This window comes from Psychrobacter sp. 16-MNA-CIBAN-0192 (assembly GCF_040309565.1).
Taxonomy (GTDB): Bacteria; Pseudomonadota; Gammaproteobacteria; order Pseudomonadales; family Moraxellaceae; genus Psychrobacter.
Map to the genome: position 1 here is coordinate 323885 of NZ_JBEOOX010000001.1, position 26145 is coordinate 350029.

The window sequence follows — 26145 nt, forward strand, 5'->3', positions numbered from 1 at the left end:
CACCTTATTAGCAGTTACTAACTATGTGCCCTAATCGCTTTAATACGTCAGCAAAAGTATCGCCGCCGCCAGCATTGCTGCCATGGCTCGATACTAATGGCTCGCTGACCGCCATGCTTGAGGCAAAATCCGGTCAACCGTTACGCGTGGTGCGTAGCTTTGAAGGCTACCGCCTATTATCAATTGCCCAAAAGCGGCAGTTAGGATTGCAAGGCGCGACGCTAAATCGACCGCAGCTGGCGTGGGTACGTGAAGCACAATTATATGGCAATGATGAATTGCCGTGGGTGACAGCACAAAGTATATTCCCTTTAACAAGCTTGCAAGGGCAGGCGCGACGGTTGCAACAGCTTAAGGGCACGCCAATTGGTTATGTTTTATTTAAGCGCTGCCGAACGTTACCGAATCAACGCTCTATCTATCCTACGGATGAGGGCTGGTGTCGCCAAACGTGTTACGACTGGTATGGGCGTACGCTGCTGATAAGTGAGACTTTTTTGCCGCAGTTCTGCCAACAAATACTAAAAAATTAAATTTATATATGTAGATTAAAAACATTAGCATTGAGTCAGAAAAGCTGACCAATTGGACAGCTTTTTCCGTTCTATGTCCGTGTTCTTAAATTGTATCGACGATATATTCAATAAATTTTTTACATTAAATCATGCTTTATATTTATAGGTTATCGTCTGTTAGTCACTTATATTTATACCATCATTAATACCGTCGTTACTTGTTATTTAATCAGTCTAGGATGAGATTTTTTCGCGCTCGCCAGATAAAATTTCATGCTACACTGGTTTACAGCGATACGAGTTGTGCATAAGGTATACATGAGCGCAGCAACACTATTGCTAAGCATGATAAGCTGATTGCAGGCTTCTATCTTTTAGTAGCTTCCTTTTTATAAAAGAAATCATATAGGGTATAACTATGTTTAAAGATATCTCGATTAAGGAATTTGACCCCGTACTTGCTGATGCGTTAGCCGCTGAAAGCCTTCGCCAAGAAAACCATGTTGAGCTGATTGCTTCAGAGAACTATTGCTCACAAGCCGTGATGGAAGCACAAGGTACTGATTTAACCAATAAATATGCCGAAGGTTATCCTGGCAAGCGTTATTATGGCGGTTGTGAGCACGTAGACGTGGTTGAGCAATTGGCAATTGATCGTGCAAAAGAATTGTTTGGTGCAGAATATGTGAACGTACAGCCACATTCAGGCAGCCAAGCCAACTCAGCAGTATTTTTAGCGTTATTAAAAGCCAACGATACTATTCTTGGTATGAGCCTTGATGCGGGCGGTCACTTAACCCACGGCGCGCACATTAACTTTTCAGGCATCAACTACCATGCCGTGCAGTATGGCTTAATCGAAGGTTCTGGTCTGATTGATTATGACCAAGTAGACGCTCTTGCTCGTGAACATAAGCCTAAAATGATTATCGCTGGTTTTTCAGCCTATTCACAAGTGGTTGATTGGCAGCGTTTCCGCGATATCGCGGACGAAGTTGGCGCGTATTTATTGGTTGATATGGCTCACGTTGCTGGTCTGGTTGCCGCTGGCGTTTATCCAAGTCCAGTACCGTTTGCTGACGTCGTTACCACGACCACGCATAAAACGTTACGTGGACCTCGTTCAGGTATGATTCTTGCTCGTGATGAGAAGCTGGCGAAAAAACTGAACTCAGCCGTATTCCCAGGCAATCAAGGCGGTCCATTAATGCACGTTATCGCTGCCAAAGCGGTATCATTCAAAGAAGCATTAGAAGACAACTTCAAAACCTATCAGCAGCAAGTGGTGAAAAACGCCCAAGCTATGGCAACCGTTATTCAACAACGCGGTTATGAAATCATCTCTGGTGGTACTGAAAACCATCTCATGCTTATCAGCTTGGTTAAGCAAGAAATGACTGGTAAAGAAGCAGATAAATGGTTGGGTGATGCGCACATTACGGTAAATAAAAATGCCGTGCCTAATGATCCAAAATCTCCGTTTGTGACCTCTGGTATCCGTATTGGTACACCAGCGATTACGACTCGCGGCTTCAATGAAGCGCAAGCAGGTGATTTAGCTGGTTGGATTTGTGACGTATTAGACAGCCGTGGTGATGAAGCAGTGACTGCTGAAGTCCGTGGTAAGGTGGAAGCTATCTGTAAAGAGCTTCCGGTCTATGCTAAAAATCAGTAATTTTTAATTGCTCTTATTAAAAGTCATAAAAAAACCGCTTAGTATTTACTAGGCGGTTTTTTGTTGGCAGGTCTTCTATTTTTAGCAAAACCTGCGGTAAAGTGATTGTTCTCTATGTTAAATTTTTGGCGTAAGAACCTTAGCATGCGCTATTCAAATTATAATTGTTACCATCGTTCATTTTGATACTCGTCAAACCTAAAGCTGCTAGCATAACCAAAACCGTCAATATCAGGAAATAAAGTTAAATGGTGTATATCGAAAGTTTCTGATAGTTCCTTTAAAGCCAATTTCTTAAAGGAAGGACTTATATTTATAGAGATGTACGGGTCGAGACTGTCACTAAGAGCCAAACTACCAATACTATTTTCGACAACTTGACTATAGAGAAATTGAGCATTTTGAGAGGCAATGCGTTTGGAAACTACTGGCGGATGCCATACAATAGGGTTATTACCATTTTCTATTTCCTTGAATACTTCAACATAGTCTGTCACTCCCCCTCTATTTTCGCCTCCTCCTACAAAATGAGAATGAAATCCAAATAATAACCCAGCCTGTTCTGGTTCAGATGAGCAAGCAAACCAAAGACCAACCATGATACTTCTAGAAAAGTCAATCAGTCTCGTAGCAGCACCATGATGTTGAAGTTTTGCTAACAACTCTAAATCTGTAAGCTTTCTGCTGTTATCGTATCTATACCCTTGATGAGTAGCGTGTTCAAGCAAATGCTTCTCGTAATGCTGCATTTGCCACTCAGTTACTTCACTCATAGTTCTCTTTAACCTTCTATATGCAGAACTGTGAATAGCCCATTGAATATTGCTTTGACCTCTCCAGAAATAAACATTACGTCTTTCAGGAGTATGTTGTTTTACTAAAGTTAATAATTCTTCAATAGACTCTGGTGAGTGAATTCTCCCAAATAACTTGCTATCGACAAATTTCATAATTCCTCTTCTTCCTCTTCTTCCTTTGCTTGATAAGTTTTTTTTACTAATATCACTCTCTCAATACTAGTTAATGATCTAGGTTAGTTCACTCAAATCTTTATAGAGAGGTTTAATAACAAATAAAAAGGCTGAGCTACATTATCGTAGTCCAGCCTTATTCATTTTAGTCTAACTACGTTGCATCAACAGCTTAAAACGGCAACTTAGTGAATATCTGCAATACCGTCGCATTCACAATATCAACAAAGAACGCACCAACCATCGGTACAATCAAAAATGCCTTAGGTGATGGCAAATAGCGATCGGTCACCGCCTGCATATTGGCAATCGCTGTTGGTGTTGCGCCCATACCAAAACCACAATGTCCCGCTGCTAAAACGGCAGCATCATAATCTTTGCCCATGATTCTAAAGGTAACAAAATAAGCATAACCAATCATGACAACAGTTTGCACCAATAATATTATCAACACTGGACCAGCTAAATCTGTCAATTCCCACAGTTTTAGTGATAACAATGCCATGGCTAAAAATAAGCTTAATGACGCATTACCAATCACATCAATGGCGCGGTCAAACATATCAAAATTAAAGACCAAAGTCAGCGCATTACGAATAATCACGCCGCCTGCCAATGCCCAAACGAACGTAGGCAACTCAAATGCTGTGCCTTCCGCAACGATAGTCATCAAGTCAGCAAAGGCTAAAGCGCCTGCAAATAAAGCCAGACTTTCAATAGTAGACGAGGCGGTAATCAGACGAATATTATCCGGCTTTTCAAACATCTCTTCTTGTCTGTCATCACTGTCTTCATCATGCTTGGTGCTATATAACGACTGCTTACCAGCAAGCTTTTCCACTTCACTTTGATTTGGGTTTATTGGTGCTGGATTAATGCCCATTTTATTAATCAATCGACGCGCCACAGGACCGCCAATCAGACCACCGGCGACCAAACCATAAGTAGCAACCGCTATACCCAGAGTGGTGGCACCAACCACGCCATACTGCTCTTCTAACACGACACCCCATGCGCCTGCCGTACCATGCCCACCAGTTAAAGCGATAGAGCCGGTTACCAATCCAAGCAGCGGATCAAGCCCAAGCATGCTTGCCATGGCTACCCCAACCACATCTTGCAAGATAATAAAAACCGAGACGACAATCGTAAAAATGAGCAGCGGTGAGCCACCTGCTTTAAGGCGTCCAAAGTCGGCACTCAGACCAATAGAGGCAAAAAACATTAGCATCGTCGCAGTCTGCAATGCTTGGTTAAAGTTAAAACTAAAACCCCATACTAAGTTAAGCGCATATACAATCGCAGCAGCAATCAGACCGCCTGCGACAGGCTCTGGAATATTAAAATCCTCTAAGAACTTGATGTTCTTGACCAAGAAGCGCCCAAGTAGTAATACTAACGTCGCTAAAATGAGCGTGTAATATCCATTCAAAGTAACTTCCATAAGTCCCTCCTTTTATAAATATAAATGAACCTAAATTCGGGATAAGGCTGGTATTATCTTAATTTTAGGTTTAAATCATAAGTCGCTGAAAGAGCAAATGTACCAGCATTTATCGTGACTCTGCGCCTAGAGCCATGCGCCCAAGCAATTTCCCAAAAATATCAACTATTACGTCAGCTAAGGCTTTAAAAACATTAAAATTTTCATGCTTAATACAGCCTTAATAAACTTACTAATAAGTCATGTTACTATCAGTTACCTATACATAAACTCTATTTTATGTATACAAAAAGTAGCTTTCTAGCAAGATTCTATAAAGGTAATAGTTAAATGATATTGGCGAAGTGTTTGGTTCATATCAGAACACCACTTGTTCACCAGTTAACTCATGACAATTGAACGTATTAGTAATTTAGGTAATTCATTAAAATATAAAAAAACGCCAGCAATAACGCTGACGTTTTTATAAAAGATACATTTTATATCAAATTAACACAATTTTGAATGATAATTACGCTCTAGTTTCACCATGACCATAGACAATCCATTTTTGTGAGGTCAACCCTTGCAATCCAACCGGTCCACGCGCATGAATTTTGTCGGTTGAAATACCGATTTCAGCGCCAAGTCCGTACTCAAAACCATCAGCAAAACGGCTAGAGGCGTTAATCATGACGCTAGCAGAATCCACTTCACGGATAAAACGTTGCGACTTGCTATAATTGTCAGTGATAATCACATCAGTATGGTGACTGCCATGAGTATTAATATGCTCAATCGCTTCATCCAAACCGCTGACGATTTTAATCGCTAAAATCGGCGCTAAATACTCGGTATCCCAATCGGCATCGGTAGCCGCTGATAAATGACCACTAAGCTTGGCATTATTATTTAAAATGGCTTGCGATTTATCATCAAGACGCAGCTGCATGGCATCATCGGCTGCAACAATGGCTTCGGCAATTTGCGGTAATAATGTCTCCGCAATCGCTTCATCTACCAACAATGTCTCCATAGTATTACACGTACCATAGCGATGCGTTTTGGCATTGACGCTAACATCAATCGCAATTTTTGCCTCAGCATCACTGTCAATAAAAGTATGACAATTACCATCTAAATGCTTAATCACGGGTACTTTAGCATCGCGGCTAATACGTTCAATCAAGCCTTTACCACCACGTGGCACAATCACATCGACATATTCAGTCATGGTAATCAGTTCGCCAACCGCAGCGCGGTCGGTGGTTTGTAACACTTGTACGCTATGCTCAGGTAGGGCTGCATTTTTAAGCCCTTGATGAATACACTTGGCAATCGCTTGATTCGATTCAAAGGCTTCTGAACCACCGCGCAAGATAATGGCATTGCCTGATTTCAAAGCTAATGAAGCCGCCTCTAAAGTAACGTTAGGGCGCGACTCGTAAATCATCCCAACCACGCCAAGCGGTACGCGCATTTTTCCCAAATGAATACCAGACGGCTGATAGGTCATATCCGTCACTTCGCCAATAGGGTCAGGAAGATTTGATACATCCTTTAAACCTTGCAGCATACCGTCAAAACGGGCATCGTTTAGCTCTAGTCGATCTAGTAAGGCAGCATCTAAATCGTTTGTTTGCCCATTGTCCATATCGACTTTATTGGCTGCTAAAATAGCGTCCTTATTAGCAGATAGCTCGTCATAGATGGCTAATAATGCTGCATTTTTAATGCCAGTATTGGCAGCGGCAAGGGCACGAGAGGAGGCACGTGCTTGCTTGCCAACAGTGTTCATATAGGTTTGGATATCTGAAGCAGTCGATTGACTCATAGATGAATTTCCTTATTCCGATAGTTATAAATAGTTATAATAGATAGGCGATAAACCACAGTCAAATAGCGCTACAGAAATTATCGCTCAATTTTAATGTCAGTAGGCTGCCTATAAGTGATGCAATGATATAAGTATTGAGAATGGCTCGTTATGACTGTCGTTTGATAACAGTAGGGGCATTTAATGCCACTACCCTTATCAACAGGCAAATAAACTGCGCTATAGCAGGATATTAAGATAAAAACAGAAGGATATGCGCTTTTATAGCGTCATGCTATTTAACATAGAGCAGATTAGGCGGATAGTAAAGTTGAATTTGTGAATTACATTCTTAATTCTAATCAGTGTTCTGTCTATAAACCCAGCAGGGTTGCTGTTTTATGAACAGTAAAAGCTCGATAGTAAGCCCAGCGCTAACCTCAAGAATAGCTACAAATTTTTTATAACAGTGCCAAATGACAGATGAATGCTTCAGTATGTTTTATGCGCTTTTACCAAATATGATAACTTGGTTACGCATCATGAACACAACGCTGTAGCAATTACTAAGGTTAAGATTTTTTTTGTCAGTATAGTTAGTCAGTGCAAACAGTTAGCCCGTACAATCAAAAAATAGTCAAAAAATCGAAGATGTCCAAGCATCACTGACATATACTACAGATGAGAGAATATGATGATATCAAAGACAGTAGCAGAGCAAAATTCGCCCGCAACCACGCACAACAAATGGTTCATGGTCACCCTAGCAGCAGCGGCATTAACCCTAAGCGCTTGCGGTAAAAAAGATGAGCCTGTTGTGACTGACCCAGCAGTCGATGCTCAAACTCAAGTTGAGCAAGAAGCGACAGGGGTGGCGACGGCAAATGATAATGTAGCCGTGGCGAGTGCCAATGATGGTATGGCAACGACCGATGGCGTAAATGATGATGTTGCAGTAGCAACGGCTGATGATGTCGAGATTATAGATGGCACAGAGTCAGAGGAGCATGTCTCGACTTATTAAAGTAAGTGGCTTAAAATAAGCACCCTACAATCAATGCGCCGTGCTATGTAGCGGCGTATTCGTATAACGCAGCACAGCGCTCATTAAAATGATAAAATAGCTCAGAATTGCTATCGCATTCTGGGCTTTTTAATGCGGTATCTCTTAGTAATATTTAGCCAGTCCTATATTTTTATTGTTATAGCTTATCTATCGCCACTCATCTATTCACCACTACTGGAAGTCTGCTGCACCATGCCTGATATCGCTAAAGATTCGACGCGTCCTATCGCGCTAGACATACAAGACCTGCATAAAAGTTATGGCTCATTGGCTGTACTAAAAGGTGTCTCATTGACCGCTTATGATGGCGATGTTATCTCCATTTTGGGGTCATCCGGCTCTGGGAAATCTACCCTTTTGCGCTGCATTAATCTGCTAGAAAAACCAACCCAAGGCGGCATTACTATCGGTAATGAAGCGCTAAAGTTAAAGCCAAGCAAATCGGGTGAGCTACAGGCGGCAGATACCAAGCAGTTAGAAAGCTTACGCGCGCGCGTGGGTTTTGTGTTTCAGAATTTTAACTTGTGGCCGCACAAAACGATTTTGCAAAACATCATCGAAGGACCAACGCAGGTTCTAAAGATTAAAAAAGACCAAGCCATTAGCGATGCAGAAAAACTGCTTGCCAAAGTCGGCTTGCTAGATAAAAAAGACGCTTATCCGGCGAACTTATCCGGCGGTCAACGTCAGCGTGTGGCAATTGCTCGTGCCCTTGCGATGAATCCACAAGTATTATTGTTTGATGAGCCGACCTCAGCGCTTGACCCTGAGCTGGTTAATGAAGTGTTGGCGGTTATGCGTGAGCTGGCCGAAGAAGGGCGTACCATGCTGATTGTTACCCATGAGATGCGCTTTGCCCGTGAAGTTTCTAGCCAAGTTGTATTTTTACATCAAGGGGTTATTGAAGAGATTGGCACGCCAGAACAGGTATTTGACCATCCAAAATCTGAGCGCGTTAGAGACTTTATGGCGTCTCATCGCTAGAAGCTTTTTTTACTGACTATTCACCTAACTATTAATATAGTTATGGCAATCATGGTTATAACTATTGCAACAATAAGGGGTCTTTCATAAGACCTTTTATTACCGCATAATGACAGTCAATGCCTAAAACGTTTGTTTTTGATTTTTGAGTCAGGTATTATCGACGAGTTTATCGCCTATCAAAATGGTTATTGTTTTCGTTGGCTGGCATGGATGTCAGAGGTCAAAAGTATCAGCAACATTTGTCAAAAACCAATATCAGAAACCAGTATCGGAATCTAAGGAATGTACGATGTCGACTTCTCACCTATTATGGTCATCGATGACCATCGCCGCCGCCCTAGCGCTTAGTGCCTGTAGCCCATCCCAAGATGCTTCTGATACCAATGCTGATAATAAGGGTGCGGCGGGCAAAACCTTACGTATCGCCACCGAAGGCGCGTATCCTCCGTTCAACTATACTAATGCGGATGGCAGTCTTGCAGGCTACGATATCGATGTTGCCAATGCGTTATGTGATGAGATGAAAGTCAAATGTGAAATTGTCGCCCAAGAGTGGGATGGCATTATTCCTGGATTGTTGGCACAAAAATACGATGCAGTGATTGCCGGCATGTCTATCACCCCTGAGCGTCAAGAAAAAGTAGATTTCACTGAGCCGTATTTTGCCAATACGATGGTATGGCTGACCGATACCAAAGGCAGCTTTGACCCAAAAACTATTAAAAATCTGACCCTTGGTGGTCAACGGTCAACCACGCCAGGCGCGTACTTACAAGACAATTATGAAGGTAAAGACGGCAATACCGTGCAGCTGTATGATAACTATGATAATGCCTATCTAGACCTAAAATCAGGTCGTAGTGATGCCGTCTTAGCAGAAAAAGTCTCTGCAAAATCGTGGTTAAAAGACAACCCAGCAGGCTTTGGTATCGTCGGCGATGAGATTGACAATAACGACAATATTGCCATTGCTGTTCGTAAAGGTGATCCGCTGCAAAAAAACTTTAATAAAGCAATGAGTGCCATTCGTAGCAACGGTAAGCTGGCGTTACTTGAGCAGCAAAATTTCGGTCAATAGTTTAGTTGGTCAATAGGCTATTAACCAACTGCCTTTTTTGTACATCATCTTTGGGTTAGATATATTAGGGGTCAATAATTTGCAGGTCATATACCTGTAAATTTACTCATAAAGGAAACACAATCATGTCAATGTCAATCACTTATAAAGCCTTGTGGCTGGCCCCGCTTAGCGCTGCAATGCTCATGCTGGCGGGCTGTAGCAATAGCACCACACCAGCCGAAGATGGCGCAGTCGATGCCACTGATGGTAAGCAATCTACGATAAAAATCGCTACCGAATCAAGCTACAAGCCCTTTAGTTATACCGATGCCGATGGCAAACTTATCGGCTATGAAATTGAGCTGATTGAAGCCATGTGCGCGCAAATGAAAGCAGATTGCGATATTATTTCGCAAGATTGGGATGGTCTCATTCCGGGCTTAAATGCGCAAAAATTTGATGCGATTATGGCAGGCATCTCAATTACTCCTGAGCGCCAAGAAGTAATTGAATTCTCAGACCCTTACTTTCATACCAGCATTATTTTGATTGGTAAAAAAGGTGATGATGTCAGCATTGGTACTTTAAAAGGTCAGCCGGTTGCCTCACAACGTGCCACGGTTGCCTCACAATATCTGCAAGATGAGCATGCTGAAGCAGATATCAAACTTTATGATACCCAAGACAATGCCTATTTAGACCTAACTTCAGGTCGTGTACGCGCCATGATGTCGGATAAAGTCACCGGTATTGATTGGTTAAAAACCCCTGCTGGCAAAGATTATGAAGTCAAAGGGCAAGAAATCACCACTGATAAAGATGCTATGGGTATTGGCTTCCGTAAAGGCGATCCATTAGTGGCTAAATTTAATAAAGCCCTTGCTGAAATCCGCGCTAATGGCACCTATGATCAAATCTCTGGCAGCTATTTTGGCACCAGCTCTACCGCCGCCGCTCAAAAAGCAGTTGTGAATGGTGCAGCCACCGAAGCAGTCGCGCAACAAGATAAGAAAGCTGAAGCAGCAAAATAAAGGCAGCGCATAGCAATCAATGGTCGTCATAGCCAATGATAGTAATTAGTTATCAGGCACGCCTGATAGTTTTTAACGTAACAGACAGTCAAGGATGAATATGAGTAAATTTTTAAATCCAATTCTAGCAAGTGTGGCTGTCTGTACGTTAACGTTATCAGGCTGTAGTCAGTCGCAAGATGGGGCTGATAAAAAAGCTACAGGTGGCGCTGATAATACGGCGGTAACGGGTGAAGTGCTGCGTATTGGCACAGAAGGGGCGTATGCACCTTTTAACTATACCAATGCCGATGGCACGCTTGGTGGCTTTGATGTCGATATTGCCAATGCGCTTTGTGCTGATATGAAGATCACTTGTGAGATTACTGCGCAGGACTGGGATGGTATTATTCCCGGGCTAAAAGCAGGCAAGTACGATGCGGTTGTGGCAGCAATGTCGGTCACGCCTGAGCGCGCGCAACAAGTTGCCTTTACCGATCCGTATTTTAGCAATACGTTGGTATTTTTAGCCAAAGCAGACAGCAACTTTGACCCTGCTCAAGACAGTCATATCAATGCTCATTCTATAGCGGCTCAGCGCGCTACCATCTCTTCACAGTGGTTTGAAAAAGCGTATCCAAAAGCCGATATGAAACTATATGATACCTTGAGCAATGCCTTTTTAGACTTGGGTTCAGGGCGCGTTGATGCCATGATATCTGACAAACTACCAGCCATTCAATGGCTCAATTCACCTGCAGGCGACGGTTTTATTCTTAAAGGGGCTGAGATTGACATCAATGACAATTTTGCCATTGCTGTACGTCCCGGTGACGCGCTACAGGCTAAGATTAACAATTCTTTAGCCAATATCAAAGCCAACAGCACGTACGATAAAATTAATCAAAAATACTTTGCCGTACCCGTAGAATCAAATCCGTCTGCCAATGCGCAACCAAAACCAGTCGAGAGCGCTGCAAAATAGCTATTAATAAATTTCTTATGAATACTATAGGTGTGAATATAGTCACCGCTATATTTAAAAAATTATTTGAGGCATGATTGCTACTAGCACTCCATTATTCGGTATAACAAGCGATGATGGAATAGTGGCTAACGGTATGACTATAAATAAGCCACTTATCAATAGTAAAAGTAATTAAAATCTGTAAAAATCTTTAACGCTTAGCATTATAAAATACCAGCATAAGTTTGCTAGTTAATCCTAAATTTTCTGTTAAGTATGAGCAAAAGGTACTACATCACTTGTAGGCATCTTTTCTAATACCATGCAGTAAAAGGCTGATTTATTTGATAAAAATAAGTCAGTTTTTAGAATTGACTGCTCAGTACCGTTAAATTTCTGCTTTTTATCGCGCTTTTTAGCTCATAACTGCCTATTTTGCCCCTCGTTTTGCCTGCAAGCAGTAACATGCTGCCTCATGAATATGATAAAATCACCAGTCATTTTTGCCGAGTCAATCGGTTATCCCATGATACAGGTCTCATCTGTGAGAATAGCCTTGTGTGCGTGCCTCTGCTGCGAACACCGAGACAATCTATAAGCGATGTGGCTTTTTCATCATTATTTCGTTAACTGACGCCTATAAAGAGACTGAGTGGACAATTGTGTTTGATTTACAAGGATTTGGCGCGCTATTACTAAGCGGCGCAACCGTCACCATAAAACTTGCCGCAACCAGTGTTGCTATTGGCATGATTTTAGGTCTACTTGGTGCCACAGCAAAGTTGTCTAACGTCTGGCTACTGCGTAAGATTGCGACCGTTTATACGGCAACGATGCGCGGTATTCCTGAGCTGTTATTGGTGCTCTTTATTTACTATGGCGGCTCTATGCTGCTCATGACCATTCTCAAAAAATTCGGCTATAACGATTATATTGAGATTAGTGCCTTTTGGGGCGGGGTCATGGCGCTATCGATTGCCTTTGGTGCCTATGCAACTGAAATATTGCGGATGGCGATTCAAGAGATTCCCATTGGTCAAAATGAAGCTGCACAAGCCATTGGTATGCGTCCTTTGCAGACCTTTTGGCGCATTACTTTGCCGCAAGTGTGGCAGATTGCGTTACCGGGTTTGGGCAATTTGTTTTTAGTGCTATTAAAAGATACCGCCTTGGTGTCAGTCGTTGGTCTCAAAGACATTATGTATCAATCCTCGCGTGCGGCGCAATCGACCCAGCAGCCTTTTACCTTTTATATGGCGGCAGCAATTATCTATTTAGGGCTGACCATGTTAATCACAGGTTTTATGATGTGGCTTGAATGGCGCGCCAATCCAGCAGCGCGGTATGCTAAAAAACTAACCCATCAATCAGTTAAAGGGTAAGGGGAGCGTCTTATGGATTGGAACTGGCAGGTTATTTTTGATCATATACCCGACCTTTTAGGCGGTGCGGTATTAACCGTACAATTGGTAGTGATATCAGGTATTGTCGGGCTATTTTTTGGGCTTATTCTAGCGCAGTTGCGTTTGTCTAAAAGCTGGGCGGTACAGCTATTACCCTTCTCGTATATTTTCTTTTTTCGCGGTACGCCACTTTTAGTACAGATATTCCTGATTTATTATGGTTTAGGACAGTTTGAGTTTGTTCGCAATTCTTTCTTATGGGAGCCAGTGCTGAGTCAAGCGTATTGGTGTGCGATTATTGCCTTTACTTTAAATACCAGCGCTTATTTAGCCGAGATTATTCGCGGTGCAATTCAGACCATTCCTGTGGGAGAGCTTGAAGCGGCAGACGCTATCGGCATGTCGAAGTGGCAGAAGCTGACGCGTATTACTTTACCACGTGCTTTTGGTATTGTGATTCCAGCGTATAGTAATGAAGTTATTTTTATGCTTAAAGGCAGCGCCTTGGCATCGACGATTGCTTTGATGGATATTACTGGCGTTGCGCGTACTATTAGCGCCCGTACTTATACTTTGATGGAATTGTTCTTTGCCGCAGGTATCGTCTATCTTTTATTATCATGGGTGATTTTGTTCAGTTTTAGACTGTTTGAAAAACGTATGAACCGCTATATGACTTATGTGCCACCTGAGGTACGTACGCCGAACGCCCTTTAGATTGCTACTCTTTAGCCGTTATTTCTTCTCTGATATTCCTTATCCGCTATTCATTGATACTGTTAATGAGTTATTTCTAATGGCGGATTTGACCATAATTGTATAGAATATGTTACCCATACAACTTGCTAGGGCAATGCACTAGCGCTATGTTTTTGCGTATTGGTCTCAATACGTTCCTTTTTTGACGTTAAAGCATTATTTGTTTTCCTTATTTGCTAAGACGCCATTGTCAGTTATTTCCAACGTTGTTTTATTGAAAAAGTAGGTGAAAGTTGAGTGAAATTTCAAACAAAAATCTTCAAAACTATCTAGGCAAAGATTTAGATACCGCATCTAATGATAATATTAATGACAATTTAGATGATAAATTGCATAAAAGTTTGACTGAAACTTTAGATGACAATCTAAATGAGCCGCTAGATGAACGCTTAACCAAAGATTTAAGTGAGAAAAAGAAAAAGAAGAAGAAAAAGCCAGCTCAGCCAGAGCCGAGCACGAATATTAGCTTTGAAAAACCAAGTAAAGACACCACCGTTGAAGCAGACGCGAAAGCCCCGCTAGGCACATCGAAAGCAGTCGAAACCATGTTTCGCAATGCTTTACGTACTGAGCTTGATTTAATCGCGCTGGCTGCGACCAAAGCCAATATTATGATATCGCTAAACGGCATTATCATCTCAGCGTTGATGATTTCTGGGGCGTTTATCTTTGTCTCATCAGCTGCATTTTTGGTGCCTGCTGGCATGTTTATGTTTACCGCTGCTGCCTCTATCTTTTTTGCTATTCTTGCTGCCTCTCCTGAAAAAGCGCACTATTTCACTGGTTTTTCTAAATGGTTTAAAGCGTTAATCAAACGTGAAGCGCATTTTCGTGATTTTCGTGAGTACTTAGCGCGTGCCAATCGCTCCTCAGATGGCGAAGTCAATCTGCTGATTAATAAAGATCGTATGCAGTTGACCCGCGAAGAATATTGGGAGCGTATGCAGATTTTGATGCGTGATCGCGATGAGACCTATCATGCCATGAGTGATCAGCTGTATTGGCTCGGTCAAATTGCCGCGCGTAACGGTAAAATGCTAAATATGTCCTATGCGATTTTCCGCTGGGGTATGTTGCTTTCGGTATTGGCGTCTATTTTCTTAAAAGCTTTGATATTCTTTTACCCGACAGCAGGTACCGAGGTGGTGCCGCAGCTTGATGCTTCAGGTTTGGGTACACTAAACGCAGTCTATGAGCCGTCTGCGGTACAGCAACTGCCTGATGGTCGCGTATTAGTGGCTGAAGATGAAGAACAGCGGGCGATGAATATTATGACGGTTGCGCCTGATGGTAGCTTAAGCGAAAATCCGGTTGCAAGCTTGCAGTTAACACGCAGCTTTGGACGCAAGCTTAATGACGTTGAAGGCTTAACCGCTGATGATAAAGGCTTTATTTATGCAGTAACCTCACATTCATCGGATACCAGTGGCAAACGCGATCCAACCCGTGAGCAGCTACTCAGATTCCGTGTCAATGGTAATATCGCAGGCGACGTGGCATCGGTCACCACCTTGCGTGATGCGATGGTTAAATCGCCCGTACTTGATGCGGCATTTAAAGCCCGTATGAATACCAGTATTGACTTTAATAAGCTGGATATCGAGGGCTTAGCATATGACAACAGCACGCGCTCTATCTTGCTCGGACTGCGTACACCAATGGCAGGAAAATCATCGATTATCGTACCGATTGTCAATTCAGAGGCGATGTTTACCAGCAATGCAGCGCCGGTCTTTGGTCAGCCTATTTTCCTTGATTTAAATGGTGGCGGTATTCGCTCGCTATATTTTGATCCGGTTTTAAGTATGTTTGTCATTGCCAATGAAATCAACGATACCGCTGGCAACAAGCAAGCACAAATATGGACATGGTCGGGCAATCCTAAAGACAAACCGTTAAAAATAGACACGCCAGAATTAGCGCCATTGCAAAATATCGAAGCCGTCGATTCTATTACTGTCAATGGCACGATTAAGATGGTGTTTATGGCAGATGAAGGCGATGCGAAAAAAGCCGTGCATGCCCGTTATGTCATGCTTGATTATAAGAAATTTACCGATTAACCAAACTACAAAATAGGCATAAATAGAAAGGCGTTTGATATTAAATTGCCTTTTTATTTTGCGAATGATGAGTCTTTTAGTGCCCAAATAGTTTATGAGTAAGCAAGTAGTAATATTTGAGGCAGAAAGAATCATTAAACAGACTATTGAGTTACTTTAACGCTTAGAATTTATTTCCTGAGTATCCTTAGGGCGTTTTATAATAAGTTCTATACATTATCTTTACTATGAGACGCCATATGAGCCAAGCACAGTCCAAAGCAACATCCCCTTCAGTTCTTCGCTTAGCAATACTTGCATCCTTATTGACGGCTATTGTGGTCAGTCTGTTTTTATTTTTTTATCCCAGCAGTTCGGTTAATGCTGCCTCATCACCCGCTTTGACAGAAGACGGCATGGGCAAATTTAACGATATCTATGAGCCATCAGCAACCTTGCAGCTTCCAGATGGTCGCGTACTCATCGTTGAAGATGAAGAGCATCGGGCGCTGAATATTTTAAAGATTTCAGACAATGGCAGTTTGATTGAAAATGCAGATGATAACCTAAAGCTGAGTCAAGGCTTTGAGCATAAGCTTGATGATTTAGAAGGCTTAACGGCAGACCATCATGGTTTTGTATATCTAACCACCTCTCACTCGTCGCAAAAAAACGGCAAACGTCGTCACAATCGTGAACAGCTGATACGCTTTCGGGTTGTAGGCGATGTGGTACAAGATGTGAGTAGTGTCAGAACATTACGTGACGAATTGACGCACTCAAAATCGCTGATAAAAGCCATTAAAGCAAAAACCGGTCAAGAGCCTGACTTTGATACCCTAAATATCGAAGGCTTAACCTATGCGCATAAAACCGAAGATTTACTACTAGGTTTGCGCGCTCCAATGGTAGGCGAGTCTGCTATTATTGTCGCCATTCAGAACCCAGCAGAAGTGTTTGAGAAAAATGCAGCGCCAGTATTTGGCAAGCCTATCTTTTTAAATCTAGGTGGCGGCGGTATTCGCTCATTGCATTTTAGTACTATTTTAAATAAATATGTGATTGCCAATGAAATTCCAGATGATAAAGGCAAAGACTTCTCAAAAATTTGGACATGGAGTGGCAACCCTAACGACGCGCCTATTCCTGTTAATTTACCTGAGTTATCAGATTTGAAAAATATTGAAGGCATCGATTCAGTAAAAGTAAATGGCGTCGCGAAATTGCTATTTACCGCTGATGAAGGCAATGAGAAAAAAGAAATCCCTGCTAAGTATCGCTTTGTTGATGAAGCTAAGTTTAAATAGTTTAAGTAGCCTATTAAAAGTAGTAAAAAATCATAGATAGTAGTCTGATTCCACATTCTAATGAGAGCCTGTTATGAGCCAATCTTCCCACACTCCGATTGCCGATTTAATTGTAGATAGCGTACATTTTAGTGATGAAAAAAAGCTTTATACGGATGCAAATCGTAACGCGCGCAGTACTATCGGCAAAGTCGTTTGTGTGGGTCGTAACTATGCCGCTCATGCACGTGAACTCGGCAATGAAGTGCCAACGTCACCGCTACTATTTATGAAACCTGCTTCTTGTGTTGCTGCTGCTAAAAACACTTTAGTCCGCCCAAATCCTGCGGTTTTTGGTGAGACCCATTACGAGGCAGAGCTATGCATTCAGTTAGCGGCGGACTTAAGCAACGCAACTACTGAGCAGGCAAAGCTTGCTATTGGGGGTGTAACTTTGGGTCTGGATTTAACTTTGCGTGATTTGCAAAATAAACTCAAAGACAAAGGTCAGCCGTGGGAACGTGCCAAGTGTTTTGATGGTGCGTGTGTGCTTGCGGATTGGGTTGACCCATTCGCCTTTGACGATTTTACGCAGGTGCGTTATCAGCTATATATTAATAATGTGCTTAAGCAAGATGGCGATAGCGCGCTGATGTTGTTTCCCGTCTATGAATTACTTGCTGAGATTAGTCATGCTTTTAGTTTACAAGCAGGCGATGTAATTATGACCGGTACGCCAAGTGGCGTTGGCGTCTTACAGGCAGGCGATGAGTTGCGTTTGGTATTGGGTACGCATGAATGGCAAATGCGCGTCGCGTAATTAGTCAAAAAAACACTCTTAAACAAAAAAATCCCAAGCGCTGACTTGGGATTTTTTTTGTTTTTAATGTAGAGCTTTTAAATGGAGGGCATTTAACCAAAAACCGTTATGTTATTAAAAAGTCATCAAACCGTCATCAATGCTCAGTAGGATACAGCGTAATGTATCTCTGTTACACGCGCTATGCTTAATGTAATTCACAGCCTATTTATTGAATCTGCCTGTCCTGCAAAACCAACTGCCAAGGTGACCGAACATGACCCTGTTATCTAATAAGCAAAATCTTGCTCACGAAGAAATTGAAGACTCGAACCCTAGTAATAATATTGATTTTCAAACCATTATCAGTCGCCGTCTCAACCGTCGCAGTTTATTAAAAGGGGGTACCGGATTAACCGCCGCCGCTTTTTTTGGTACGCTGCCGTTGGTAGGCTGTAATAGCGAGGACAGTCAGTTTGGTGGGCGACCCGTGATTAAAAACGATAATACGGCGGCTATTCCTGCATCAGGGACATTAAACCGCCCTGAAAGCTTAAAGTTCAAAGCCGTTGCTCATTCTAAAGCGGCAGAGATGAGTGTGGCAGCAGGCTATAAGGCAGAGATGATATTGCCGCTTGGTATGCCACTGATGGCAGGCATTGAGGACTGGAAGGACAATCGCGAGCAGTCGGCTGAGTCGTTTGAATGGCGCATGGGTGACAACCATGATGGCATGTGGTTCTTTGGCAAAAACGGTGCCGCTTATGACCCAAAGGCTTCTGATAATGGGCTGCTGGTCATGAATCATGAATATGTGAATAGCGCTGAGCTTAGTCCATTTGGCTATCATTTAATTAAAGACAATAATGCTGCGCCTATCTTCCAAAATCGTAGGCTTGCCAGTGATGTACGCCGTGAGGTCAATTGTCATGGCGTTGCTGTGGTTGAAATGAAGCGCCGTGCTGATGGTAGCGGTTATGAGATGGTACCCAATTCAAAGTATCATCGCCGTATTACCAGCAGTACAGTGGCGCAATTGACCGGTCCAGTGGCAGGCTCTGATTTGGTCAAAACCAAGTTTGATCCCACTGGGCATCAGACGCGTGGCATTAATAATAACTGCGGCGCAGGTCTGTCACCTTGGGGCACATATTTGACCACAGAAGAGAATTTCTTAGGGGTATTCGCCCGTGGTGAAGATGCCAGCCAACTGACGGCAGGGCAACATTATGGTCGAGAGCGTTATGGGGCAAAAGAGAATTTCCCCAGTTGGGATTATCTCTGGCACACGCCTGAGGCTAAAGATGCCAAGATAATGGATGAGTTTTCGCGCTGGGATATGACTGCGGTTGGGGTCACGGCAGCGGAAGACTATCGTTATGGGTTTAATACCTTTGGCTATATCACCGAGATTGATCCCTTTGACCCGCAGTCTGTGCCGCAAAAACGCACGGCATTGGGTCGTTTTGCCCATGAAAACTGCGCTTATGCCCCTGTTGAGCAAGGCAAGCCGATTGTATTTTATATGGGTGATGACGCTCGGGGCGAATATATTTATAAATTTGTCTCCAAAGCCACGTGGTCAAATAACGATATTGGTGGCGGTCTAAAAGCTGGTAGCAAGTATATGGATGAGGGCACCTTATATGTTGCCATATTTAATGATGATGGTAGCGGTCGTTGGCAACCACTCATTCACGGTCAAAACGGATTAGATGCTACCAATAGTGAGCTGCCTTTTAATGGACAAGATGAGGTGCTTATCTTTACGCGCGCAGCAGCAGATGTATTGGGTGCCACCAAAATGGATCGCCCAGAATGGGTATCGGTTAGCCCAATCACAGGTGAGGTTTATGTGACCTTAACCAATAATAAATATCGTGGTACACGCGATGATCAGCCAGTCTCAGCTACCAACCCACGCAGTTATGAGGCGCGTGGTAAAGCCCGTGGCAATGATAATGGTCATATTATCCGCTGGGCAGAAGCGGGTGGCGACCATGCAGCCACAAGCTTTGAATGGGATATCTATCTGTTCGCCGCGCCTCATGATTTATCGGCTGAAAATCTCTCAAAACTAAACGATAATAATGATTTTTCATCCCCAGACGGCTTGTATTTTGACCCACGTGGGGTGCTATGGATTCAAACCGATGATGGCGCGTATACCGATACCAGTAGCTGTATGTTGCTTGCTGCGCTGCCCGGTAATGTGAGTGACGGCGCGCTGACCATCACGACCGCAGGGCAGCAAACCCGCGTCGGTACGCCGGCTAATAATAACAATATTAAACGCTTCTTTGTGGGACCAGAAGGCTGTGAGGTGACTGGTATTACCTTAACCCCAGATTTTAAGACGCTATTTATTAATATTCAGCATCCGGGCAATCAGTGGGGCGCGGTTGCAGGCGGCAAAATACCGCGTTCAGCGACGGTGATGATTACTAAAGAAGATGGCGATGTGATATTGGCAGAATCGTTTGCGCCGTCAAGTCCGACCTAAAGCAACTACAATCTAAAGTAAGTGCAGTCTCACGCAAACTATCCGTAACCCTATTTGATGCCGCACAAGCTTTGTAGATAACGTGCTATTTATGTTTAAAAATCCCAAGCCCTGACTTGGGATTTTTTATTTGCATAAGCTGTACGTTTGAATAAGCTTAACACCATCATTCTCTTCTGTTTTTTTCATTAACAGGCTACTATATGAGACCACCCTTACCGCCAAAATTATTAAAATAAAATTATGCCCCATACCAAGCCAATCGATACCATTCATGACCTGTTTGCTCATAGTAAAAATGAGCCTGATATTCAGTCTGACTCTGATTCTAACGTTAATACAGAATCTAGCGCGAATTTTCAAGATAATGTCTATGAGCAATTAGCACAATTGGACTACATCTCTGTGGATGAGCTGACCGCGTCAAATGTGGATGTTAGTGCTGAGTTAGATACGCGCACGCCTGTCTCCTTGGTTGATTTTTTTGAAGGGTTGGCTCAGCTGGCGACCATGGGTGTGGTTGAAGTGACTGATATTGTCGAAGCCATTCACCGTGAGATTGTACTGCGTCCATTAGGGCGCTTCAATGACCGCAATCAAAGTAAATGGCAACGCGGTCTGGTTGGGCGTATCTATGGGACAGTGCGACATGCCTCACGGCTGATAGGCGATAACGTCGCCTCAGGGGTACGTTTATATGACACGCTATTAAATAAAAAAAATGCCCAACCGCTGCCTGAAAAGTTAAAACGACTGGTCAATGTGCTCAATGGGGTTATGGGTGACCATCTAGTGACTCATGAAAATCCGCTGGCAATACCGATGGTGCTCTATGATAGATATGGCTATCTGCAAGAAGGCACGCTCTCAGGACGCGTGATTGTATTGTGCCATGGTCTATGTATGAGCCATTTGAGCTGGGATCCTTTTCAAAATGATGGTTTGGGTGAGCGTATCCTAGTAAGGCAGCAGGACGTTACCGTTTTATACCTTGATTATAATACGGGACAACGGATTTCTAGTAATGGTCGCGACTTCTCAAAAGTGCTCCAGCATCTGGTAAATCATCATCCTGATATTACTCAAATTGATTTAATCGGTCATAGTATGGGCGGCTTGGTGGCGCGTAGTGCGCTATTTTCTGGCAAAGTGCAGGGTTTTAATTGGGTACAGCGCGTGGGTATTCTCATTACCTTAGGCTCACCGCATCAAGGTGCAAGCCTTGAGCGTATTGGCTATTATGTTCAAGATAGAATCGCTAAGCTGCCTTTTGCCGGGGCGCTTGCTAAGCTTGGCGACTTGCGCAGCGCGGGTATTATTGATCTGCGTCATGGCAGTATTCGTGATGAGGATTGGCTGTGTCTTGAGGGTCGCAATGTGTTGCCACAAGAATTCCGTCATCCAGCACGATTACCGCTACATGTAAAAGCTTATTTGGTCGCTGCCACCTTAGTTGAAGGTCATTATAATAATAAAGCTACCAGTCTGTTGGGTGATGGTTTGGTCACTATAGAATCAGCGTTAGGTGAGCATACAGGCGAGCATGCGCTGCTTGTCCCTGAAGAGCGCAAAGCAATTTTTTATGGGTTAAGCCATTATGATTTACTCTATAGCGATAGGGTACACAAGCAAGTCATCGCGTGGTTATTTGATGAAGAACGTAGCATGCGCCATACGTATATTGAGTCGTACCCGCATGAGTTAGGAGTAATGATTTAAAAGCGATCAATATAACCATTTGGTTAGAATATGAATGAGGGAGCGATAGCGTAATCAACCACATATCATAGATTTTTTCAAAAAAACCCTCAAGCATCATGCTCAAGGGTTTTTGATAGTGCAGTAAACTTAATTAAACGGTTAAATCATTAAACGGCTAAATAGCTAAATAAACGTTATTCCGCAAATATCTCAGCAATATTCTCTTTATCAAAGCGATAAATCGCACCGCAAAAGCCGCAATCCATCTCGAACTGACCGCCTTGCTCATCACAGATATCGAGCATTTCATCTTGCCCGATTTGTAATATTGCTGTCTCGCATTTCTCCTTTGAGCAGGTACAACCAAAGGTTAATGCTACAGGCTCTGGCAAGACCACATCTTCTTCATTATACAAACGGTATAACAGCTCTGTAGTCGGCAGTGTGGTCAGCTCTTCAGGCTTGATGGTACGCGTCAATACTGATAAGCGCGGCCATAAGTCATTATCGACGTGCTCTTGCTCTTCATCATCACGGCGCGGCAATAATTGCACCAAAATACCACCGGCTTGCAAACCGTCTGATGCCAAGTTAATCAGCGTTGGAATCTGCGCGGATTGCTTTTGATAATGGGCTAAGCAGTCAGCTAAATTGTCATGGCTACGCTCAACGATACCTTGGTACGGCTCGCCACCTTTAGGCTGAATATTAATAAACAATACCCCTTGCCCAAATGCGCCAAGCTCCGCAAAAGCATCATTGGCGCTGGTCATATTTTCCCACGCCTGCACTTGCTCATCGGTATCTGCTTTCCAGCTGGCAAGGGCGCGGATGACACCATCTTGATCACATTCTGCCATTGCCCAATTGAGCAAGCTGTCTTTATCAGACGACTGCAATTGGATGGATAAGTGACCGTCGATTTTGACCGTACCAATCAATAAACTTGCTGCCGTCAGCATCTCACCCAATAAGCGTTTGATGGCTTCAGGATACGGCTTTTGGGCAATGGTACTGGCATAACTACGTGATAAACGCACCACATCACCGCGCACGGGCGACTCTTGAATAAAGAAACGTTGGCGCACATCGTTATCAAGTACGAGGTTGTCGGTAGGCGTGGTATCAGATTGAGGGTGCTCAGGATTTAAGGCTTGCGAATCTTGGGTCATAAGTCAGGTGCATGGTTAAGAAGTTGCTAACTTTATGGGGATTATTGCGTATTTATCAATATTCAGCCGATATTCTTAAAGCCAGTTACTGTCATTATCAGCCAATAAGAACCTATTATTAGTGCTAAATGCCTAATCGTTAGGACTAAACGCCCATAAGAACACTAATCTTTTTAAGATGGCGCACTTTGCGTCCAGCGTATCGCGCCATACACTAAAAAACTTTACTAACGTTGGGAATGTTGCTATAAAGTAACATTGAGTTTCATTACTATAAATGATGGTAACATCAGAGATGCATAGTGGTTAGGTTACTAATCACTGCCTAATTCCAGTAAGGTCTTTGGGTCTGCTAGGGTCTCTATTAATTTGGTTACAATGTGATAAAAGGATATATCTCATGACATACTCACTATCAAAACCCTTAACATTAGTTGCTTTTATGGCATTGGCTTTGACAGGCTGTAATAACAGTAACCAATCTGACACTACAGATGGCTCTGCTAGCGAGCCGAGCACCAATGCTGCCGACACGCTACAAAAAATCAAAGATTCAGGCACTATCGTAGTCGGTTATCGTGACTCCTCTATTCCATTTTCATACATTGCTGATGACCCTAATCAGCCGATGGGCTATGCGCATGACTTAGAGATGAAAGTGGTTGAAGCGGTAAAAGACAAGCTCAATATGCCAGATTTAAAAATACGTTATAACCTAATTACCTCACAAACACGCATTCCATTGGTACAAAACGGCACCATCGATTTTGAATGTGGCTCAACCACCAATAACGTAGAGCGCCAAAAGCAAGTGGCATTCTCTAATGGATTCTTTGAGATTGGCACGCGTCTATTAACCAAAGCCAACTCAGGTATCAAAGATTTTGAAGACCTTAAAGGCAAGACATTAGTGACCACCGCCGGTACGACTTCTGAGCGTTATATCCGCCAATATAACGATGAGAAAAAAATGGATACCAATATCATTTCAGCAAAAGATCATGGCGAAGGCTTCTTAATGTTAGAGAATGGTCGCGCTGATGCCTTTATGATGGATGACGTGTTGCTTGCTGGTGAAAAAGCCAAAGCCAAAAATCCTGATGAATGGGTTATCGTCGGTACGCCGCAATCGTTTGAAATCTATGGTTGTATGATGCGTAAAGACGATCCTGAATTTAAAGCCGTGGTTGATGAAGCATTAGCCAATGTTTATAAATCAGGCGAAATTAACAGCATTTATGACAAATGGTTCTTAAACCCAATTCCACCGAAAAACGTCAACTTAAAGTTTGAGATGTCGGACAACTTAAAGGCATTGATTGCCAATCCACATGATGGCGATCAACCAAAAGCGGCTACAGCTCAGTAACTTTAACGGTTGCTAAATACTGTTTTTAAATATTGCTTTTAAGTATTGTCGCTGAAGATAGCGCGTTCAGACATCAGGTTATGGCTTAAGCTTAACCTGATGTCTGCGTCTATTTCTCACTACTCGGAGAGACAATAATGAACTATAGCTGGAACTGGGGAGTGCTCTTTGAGCAGACTGGTATCGGCAATGAGTTGTATATTCATTGGATGATAACTGGGCTTGGCTGGCTGTTATTGATTGGCAGTATCGCGTGGGCGATAGCGATGGTGATTGGTACTGTTTTTGGTATCATGCGCACCTTACCGAATAGAACTGCCCGCAGTATTGGTACGGCTTATGTGACGTTTTTCCGTAATGTGCCGTTGCTCGTGCAGCTGTTTTTTTGGTTTTATATTGCACCCGGTTGGCTCACTCCAGCATTACAAGAATGGTGGTATAAGGAATTATCACCCAATACGTCCGCCATGCTCTCAGCGAGTATCGGCTTAGGGTTATTTACCGCTGCGCGTATCGTCGAGCAAGTGCGTACGGGTATTGACTCGCTACCTAAAGGTCAAATCAACGCCGCTTATGCGCTAGGATTTACCATTCCGCAAGCTTATAAAGAAGTGTTGTTACCGCAAGCTTTTCGCGTTATCTTACCGCCGCTCAGCTCTGAGCTGACCAACTGTTTTAAAAATGCGTCAGTTGCCTCACTCGTTGGGGTGATGGAGCTCATCAGCCAAACCAAAACCATCAGTGAATATACGCAAAATAGTCTTGAAATATATACCTATGCGACGGTTATCTATCTAGTCTTTAACCTGTCACTGATTGCTATTATGGGCTTAATTGAGAGCAAATTACGAGTTCCTGGGCTGATAGCAGGAGGTCAAAAATGAATATGATGACTGAACTTGCCACAGCTTATCCCGGTTTAATGGGCGGCATGCTGACCACATTAAAGGTGCTGTTTTTAGCGATTATCGGCGGTATTAGTCTCGGTACGGTGCTGGCATTAATGCGCTTATCGGGTATCAAAGCGCTTGAGATTCCAGCCAAGCTATACGTCAATTATTTTCGTTCAGTACCGCTATTATTAGTACTACTTTGGTTTTATTTTGCTGTACCGATGATTTATTTTTGGATAGCGGGTAAATATCTGCAACTTGATACTGCATTTACCTCTTGTGTAGTCGCGTTTATGATGTTTGAGGCAGCCTATTTCTCAGAGGTGGTGCGCGCGGGTATTCAATCGATTGGGCACGGTCAGGTTAATGCCGCAAAAGCCATGGGCATGACCTATAGTCAGACCATGCGCTTGATTATTTTGCCGCAAGCCTTTCGCAAGATGCTGCCACTGATTTTGCAGCAATGTATTATTTTATTCCAAGATACGACATTAGTATTTGCTATTGGCTTAACAGACTTTTTCCGCGCTGCTTATGTCCGTGGCGAGTTAATGGGCTTATTAACGCCTTATATTTTAGGGGCGGGTGCGGTATATTTTATTATTAGTCTTAGCGCTTCTATTGGGGTTCAGCAAATCCAGAAACGCTTAAGATTTTAATTAAAAAATATGAGCTTACTTTAGTTAGTTAGTTAGTTAGTTAGTTAGTTAGTTAGTTAGTTAGTTAGT

Annotated in this window: 21 protein-coding genes; 17 read left to right on the plus strand and 4 right to left on the minus strand. The window is 43.0% G+C overall.

The window, feature by feature from the left end; genetic code table 11:
• The first annotated feature begins 23 nt into the window (after window positions 1–23).
• Window positions 24–533, plus strand: a complete 510-nt coding sequence (locus AAEY78_RS01355; RefSeq protein WP_352336642.1) for a chorismate--pyruvate lyase family protein — start codon at window positions 24–26, stop codon at window positions 531–533.
• A 400-nt stretch (window positions 534–933) separates the two neighbouring features.
• Window positions 934–2190 carry a serine hydroxymethyltransferase gene (gene glyA / locus AAEY78_RS01360; protein WP_352336643.1) on the plus strand — a complete coding sequence of 419 codons (1257 nt, stop codon included), beginning with the start codon at window positions 934–936 and terminating at the stop codon, window positions 2188–2190.
• Window positions 2191–2357: 167 nt separating this feature from the next.
• Here the strand turns inward: glyA and AAEY78_RS01365 are convergent, their stop codons facing one another.
• From AAEY78_RS01365 to AAEY78_RS01375, 3 genes are all read right to left on the minus strand, one after another.
• On the minus strand, window positions 2358–3140 hold the full coding sequence (locus tag AAEY78_RS01365) for an FRG domain-containing protein (protein ID WP_352336645.1): 783 nt from the start codon (window positions 3138–3140) through the stop codon (window positions 2358–2360).
• Window positions 3141–3333: 193 nt separating this feature from the next.
• Window positions 3334–4605, minus strand: a complete 1272-nt coding sequence (locus tag AAEY78_RS01370) for a sodium/glutamate symporter (RefSeq protein ID WP_352336647.1) — start codon at window positions 4603–4605, stop codon at window positions 3334–3336.
• 511 nt (window positions 4606–5116) lie between these two features.
• A complete protein-coding gene (locus tag AAEY78_RS01375; protein WP_352336649.1) occupies window positions 5117–6418 on the minus strand; it encodes a glutamate-5-semialdehyde dehydrogenase in 1302 nt (433 codons plus the stop codon).
• A 673-nt stretch (window positions 6419–7091) separates the two neighbouring features.
• On the opposite strand from AAEY78_RS01375, the gene AAEY78_RS01380 reads away from it, so the two are divergent.
• The 12 genes from AAEY78_RS01380 to AAEY78_RS01435 all read left to right on the plus strand — a co-directional run bounded on the left by AAEY78_RS01380 (window position 7092) and on the right by AAEY78_RS01435 (window position 22001).
• On the plus strand, window positions 7092–7424 hold the full coding sequence (locus AAEY78_RS01380; RefSeq protein ID WP_352336651.1) for a hypothetical protein: 333 nt from the start codon (window positions 7092–7094) through the stop codon (window positions 7422–7424).
• Window positions 7425–7658: 234 nt separating this feature from the next.
• Window positions 7659–8450 (plus strand): ABC transporter ATP-binding protein, encoded by a 792-nt coding sequence (locus AAEY78_RS01385; RefSeq protein ID WP_352336652.1) that lies wholly within the window; start codon window positions 7659–7661, stop codon window positions 8448–8450.
• A gap of 292 nt (window positions 8451–8742) precedes the next feature.
• Window positions 8743–9531, plus strand: coding sequence for a transporter substrate-binding domain-containing protein (locus AAEY78_RS01390; protein ID WP_352336654.1), 789 nt, complete (start codon window positions 8743–8745; stop codon window positions 9529–9531).
• A 125-nt stretch (window positions 9532–9656) separates the two neighbouring features.
• The gene (locus AAEY78_RS01395) at window positions 9657–10544 is read left to right on the plus strand and encodes a transporter substrate-binding domain-containing protein (RefSeq protein ID WP_352336656.1); all 888 of its coding nucleotides are present in this window, start codon (window positions 9657–9659) and stop codon (window positions 10542–10544) included.
• 100 nt (window positions 10545–10644) lie between these two features.
• A complete protein-coding gene (locus tag AAEY78_RS01400; protein ID WP_352336658.1) occupies window positions 10645–11508 on the plus strand; it encodes an ABC transporter substrate-binding protein in 864 nt (287 codons plus the stop codon).
• A 644-nt stretch (window positions 11509–12152) separates the two neighbouring features.
• Window positions 12153–12872: an ABC transporter permease gene (locus AAEY78_RS01405; RefSeq protein ID WP_182406154.1), complete on the plus strand. Its 720-nt coding sequence runs from the start codon at window positions 12153–12155 to the stop codon at window positions 12870–12872.
• A 12-nt stretch (window positions 12873–12884) separates the two neighbouring features.
• Window positions 12885–13610: an ABC transporter permease gene (locus AAEY78_RS01410; protein WP_182406155.1), complete on the plus strand. Its 726-nt coding sequence runs from the start codon at window positions 12885–12887 to the stop codon at window positions 13608–13610.
• A 275-nt stretch (window positions 13611–13885) separates the two neighbouring features.
• On the plus strand, window positions 13886–15715 hold the full coding sequence (locus AAEY78_RS01415) for a DUF3616 domain-containing protein (RefSeq protein ID WP_352336660.1): 1830 nt from the start codon (window positions 13886–13888) through the stop codon (window positions 15713–15715).
• Window positions 15716–15954: 239 nt separating this feature from the next.
• Window positions 15955–17001, plus strand: a complete 1047-nt coding sequence (locus AAEY78_RS01420) for a DUF3616 domain-containing protein (RefSeq protein WP_352336661.1) — start codon at window positions 15955–15957, stop codon at window positions 16999–17001.
• A gap of 73 nt (window positions 17002–17074) precedes the next feature.
• A complete protein-coding gene (locus AAEY78_RS01425; protein ID WP_352336662.1) occupies window positions 17075–17800 on the plus strand; it encodes a fumarylacetoacetate hydrolase family protein in 726 nt (241 codons plus the stop codon).
• Window positions 17801–18056: 256 nt separating this feature from the next.
• Window positions 18057–20282: a PhoX family protein gene (locus AAEY78_RS01430; protein ID WP_352336664.1), complete on the plus strand. Its 2226-nt coding sequence runs from the start codon at window positions 18057–18059 to the stop codon at window positions 20280–20282.
• A 243-nt stretch (window positions 20283–20525) separates the two neighbouring features.
• Complete coding sequence (locus AAEY78_RS01435) at window positions 20526–22001, plus strand: alpha/beta fold hydrolase (RefSeq protein ID WP_352336665.1); 1476 nt, start codon at window positions 20526–20528, stop codon at window positions 21999–22001.
• A gap of 176 nt (window positions 22002–22177) precedes the next feature.
• Here the strand turns inward: AAEY78_RS01435 and hslO are convergent, their stop codons facing one another.
• Window positions 22178–23155 (minus strand): Hsp33 family molecular chaperone HslO, encoded by a 978-nt coding sequence (gene hslO / locus AAEY78_RS01440; RefSeq protein WP_352336667.1) that lies wholly within the window; start codon window positions 23153–23155, stop codon window positions 22178–22180.
• A 400-nt stretch (window positions 23156–23555) separates the two neighbouring features.
• Between hslO and AAEY78_RS01445 the strand changes: the two genes are divergently transcribed.
• The 3 genes from AAEY78_RS01445 (at window position 23556) to AAEY78_RS01455 (ending at window position 26076) form a co-directional block, all read left to right on the plus strand.
• The gene (locus AAEY78_RS01445) at window positions 23556–24524 is read left to right on the plus strand and encodes a glutamate/aspartate ABC transporter substrate-binding protein (RefSeq protein WP_352336668.1); all 969 of its coding nucleotides are present in this window, start codon (window positions 23556–23558) and stop codon (window positions 24522–24524) included.
• A gap of 137 nt (window positions 24525–24661) precedes the next feature.
• On the plus strand, window positions 24662–25408 hold the full coding sequence (locus AAEY78_RS01450; protein ID WP_352336670.1) for an amino acid ABC transporter permease: 747 nt from the start codon (window positions 24662–24664) through the stop codon (window positions 25406–25408).
• Entirely contained in the window at window positions 25405–26076 is a 672-nt protein-coding gene (locus AAEY78_RS01455; RefSeq protein ID WP_352336672.1) for an ABC transporter permease subunit, read from the plus strand. The genes AAEY78_RS01450 and AAEY78_RS01455 overlap by 4 nt, the downstream gene beginning before the upstream one ends.
• The last annotated feature ends 69 nt before the right edge of the window (window positions 26077–26145 follow it).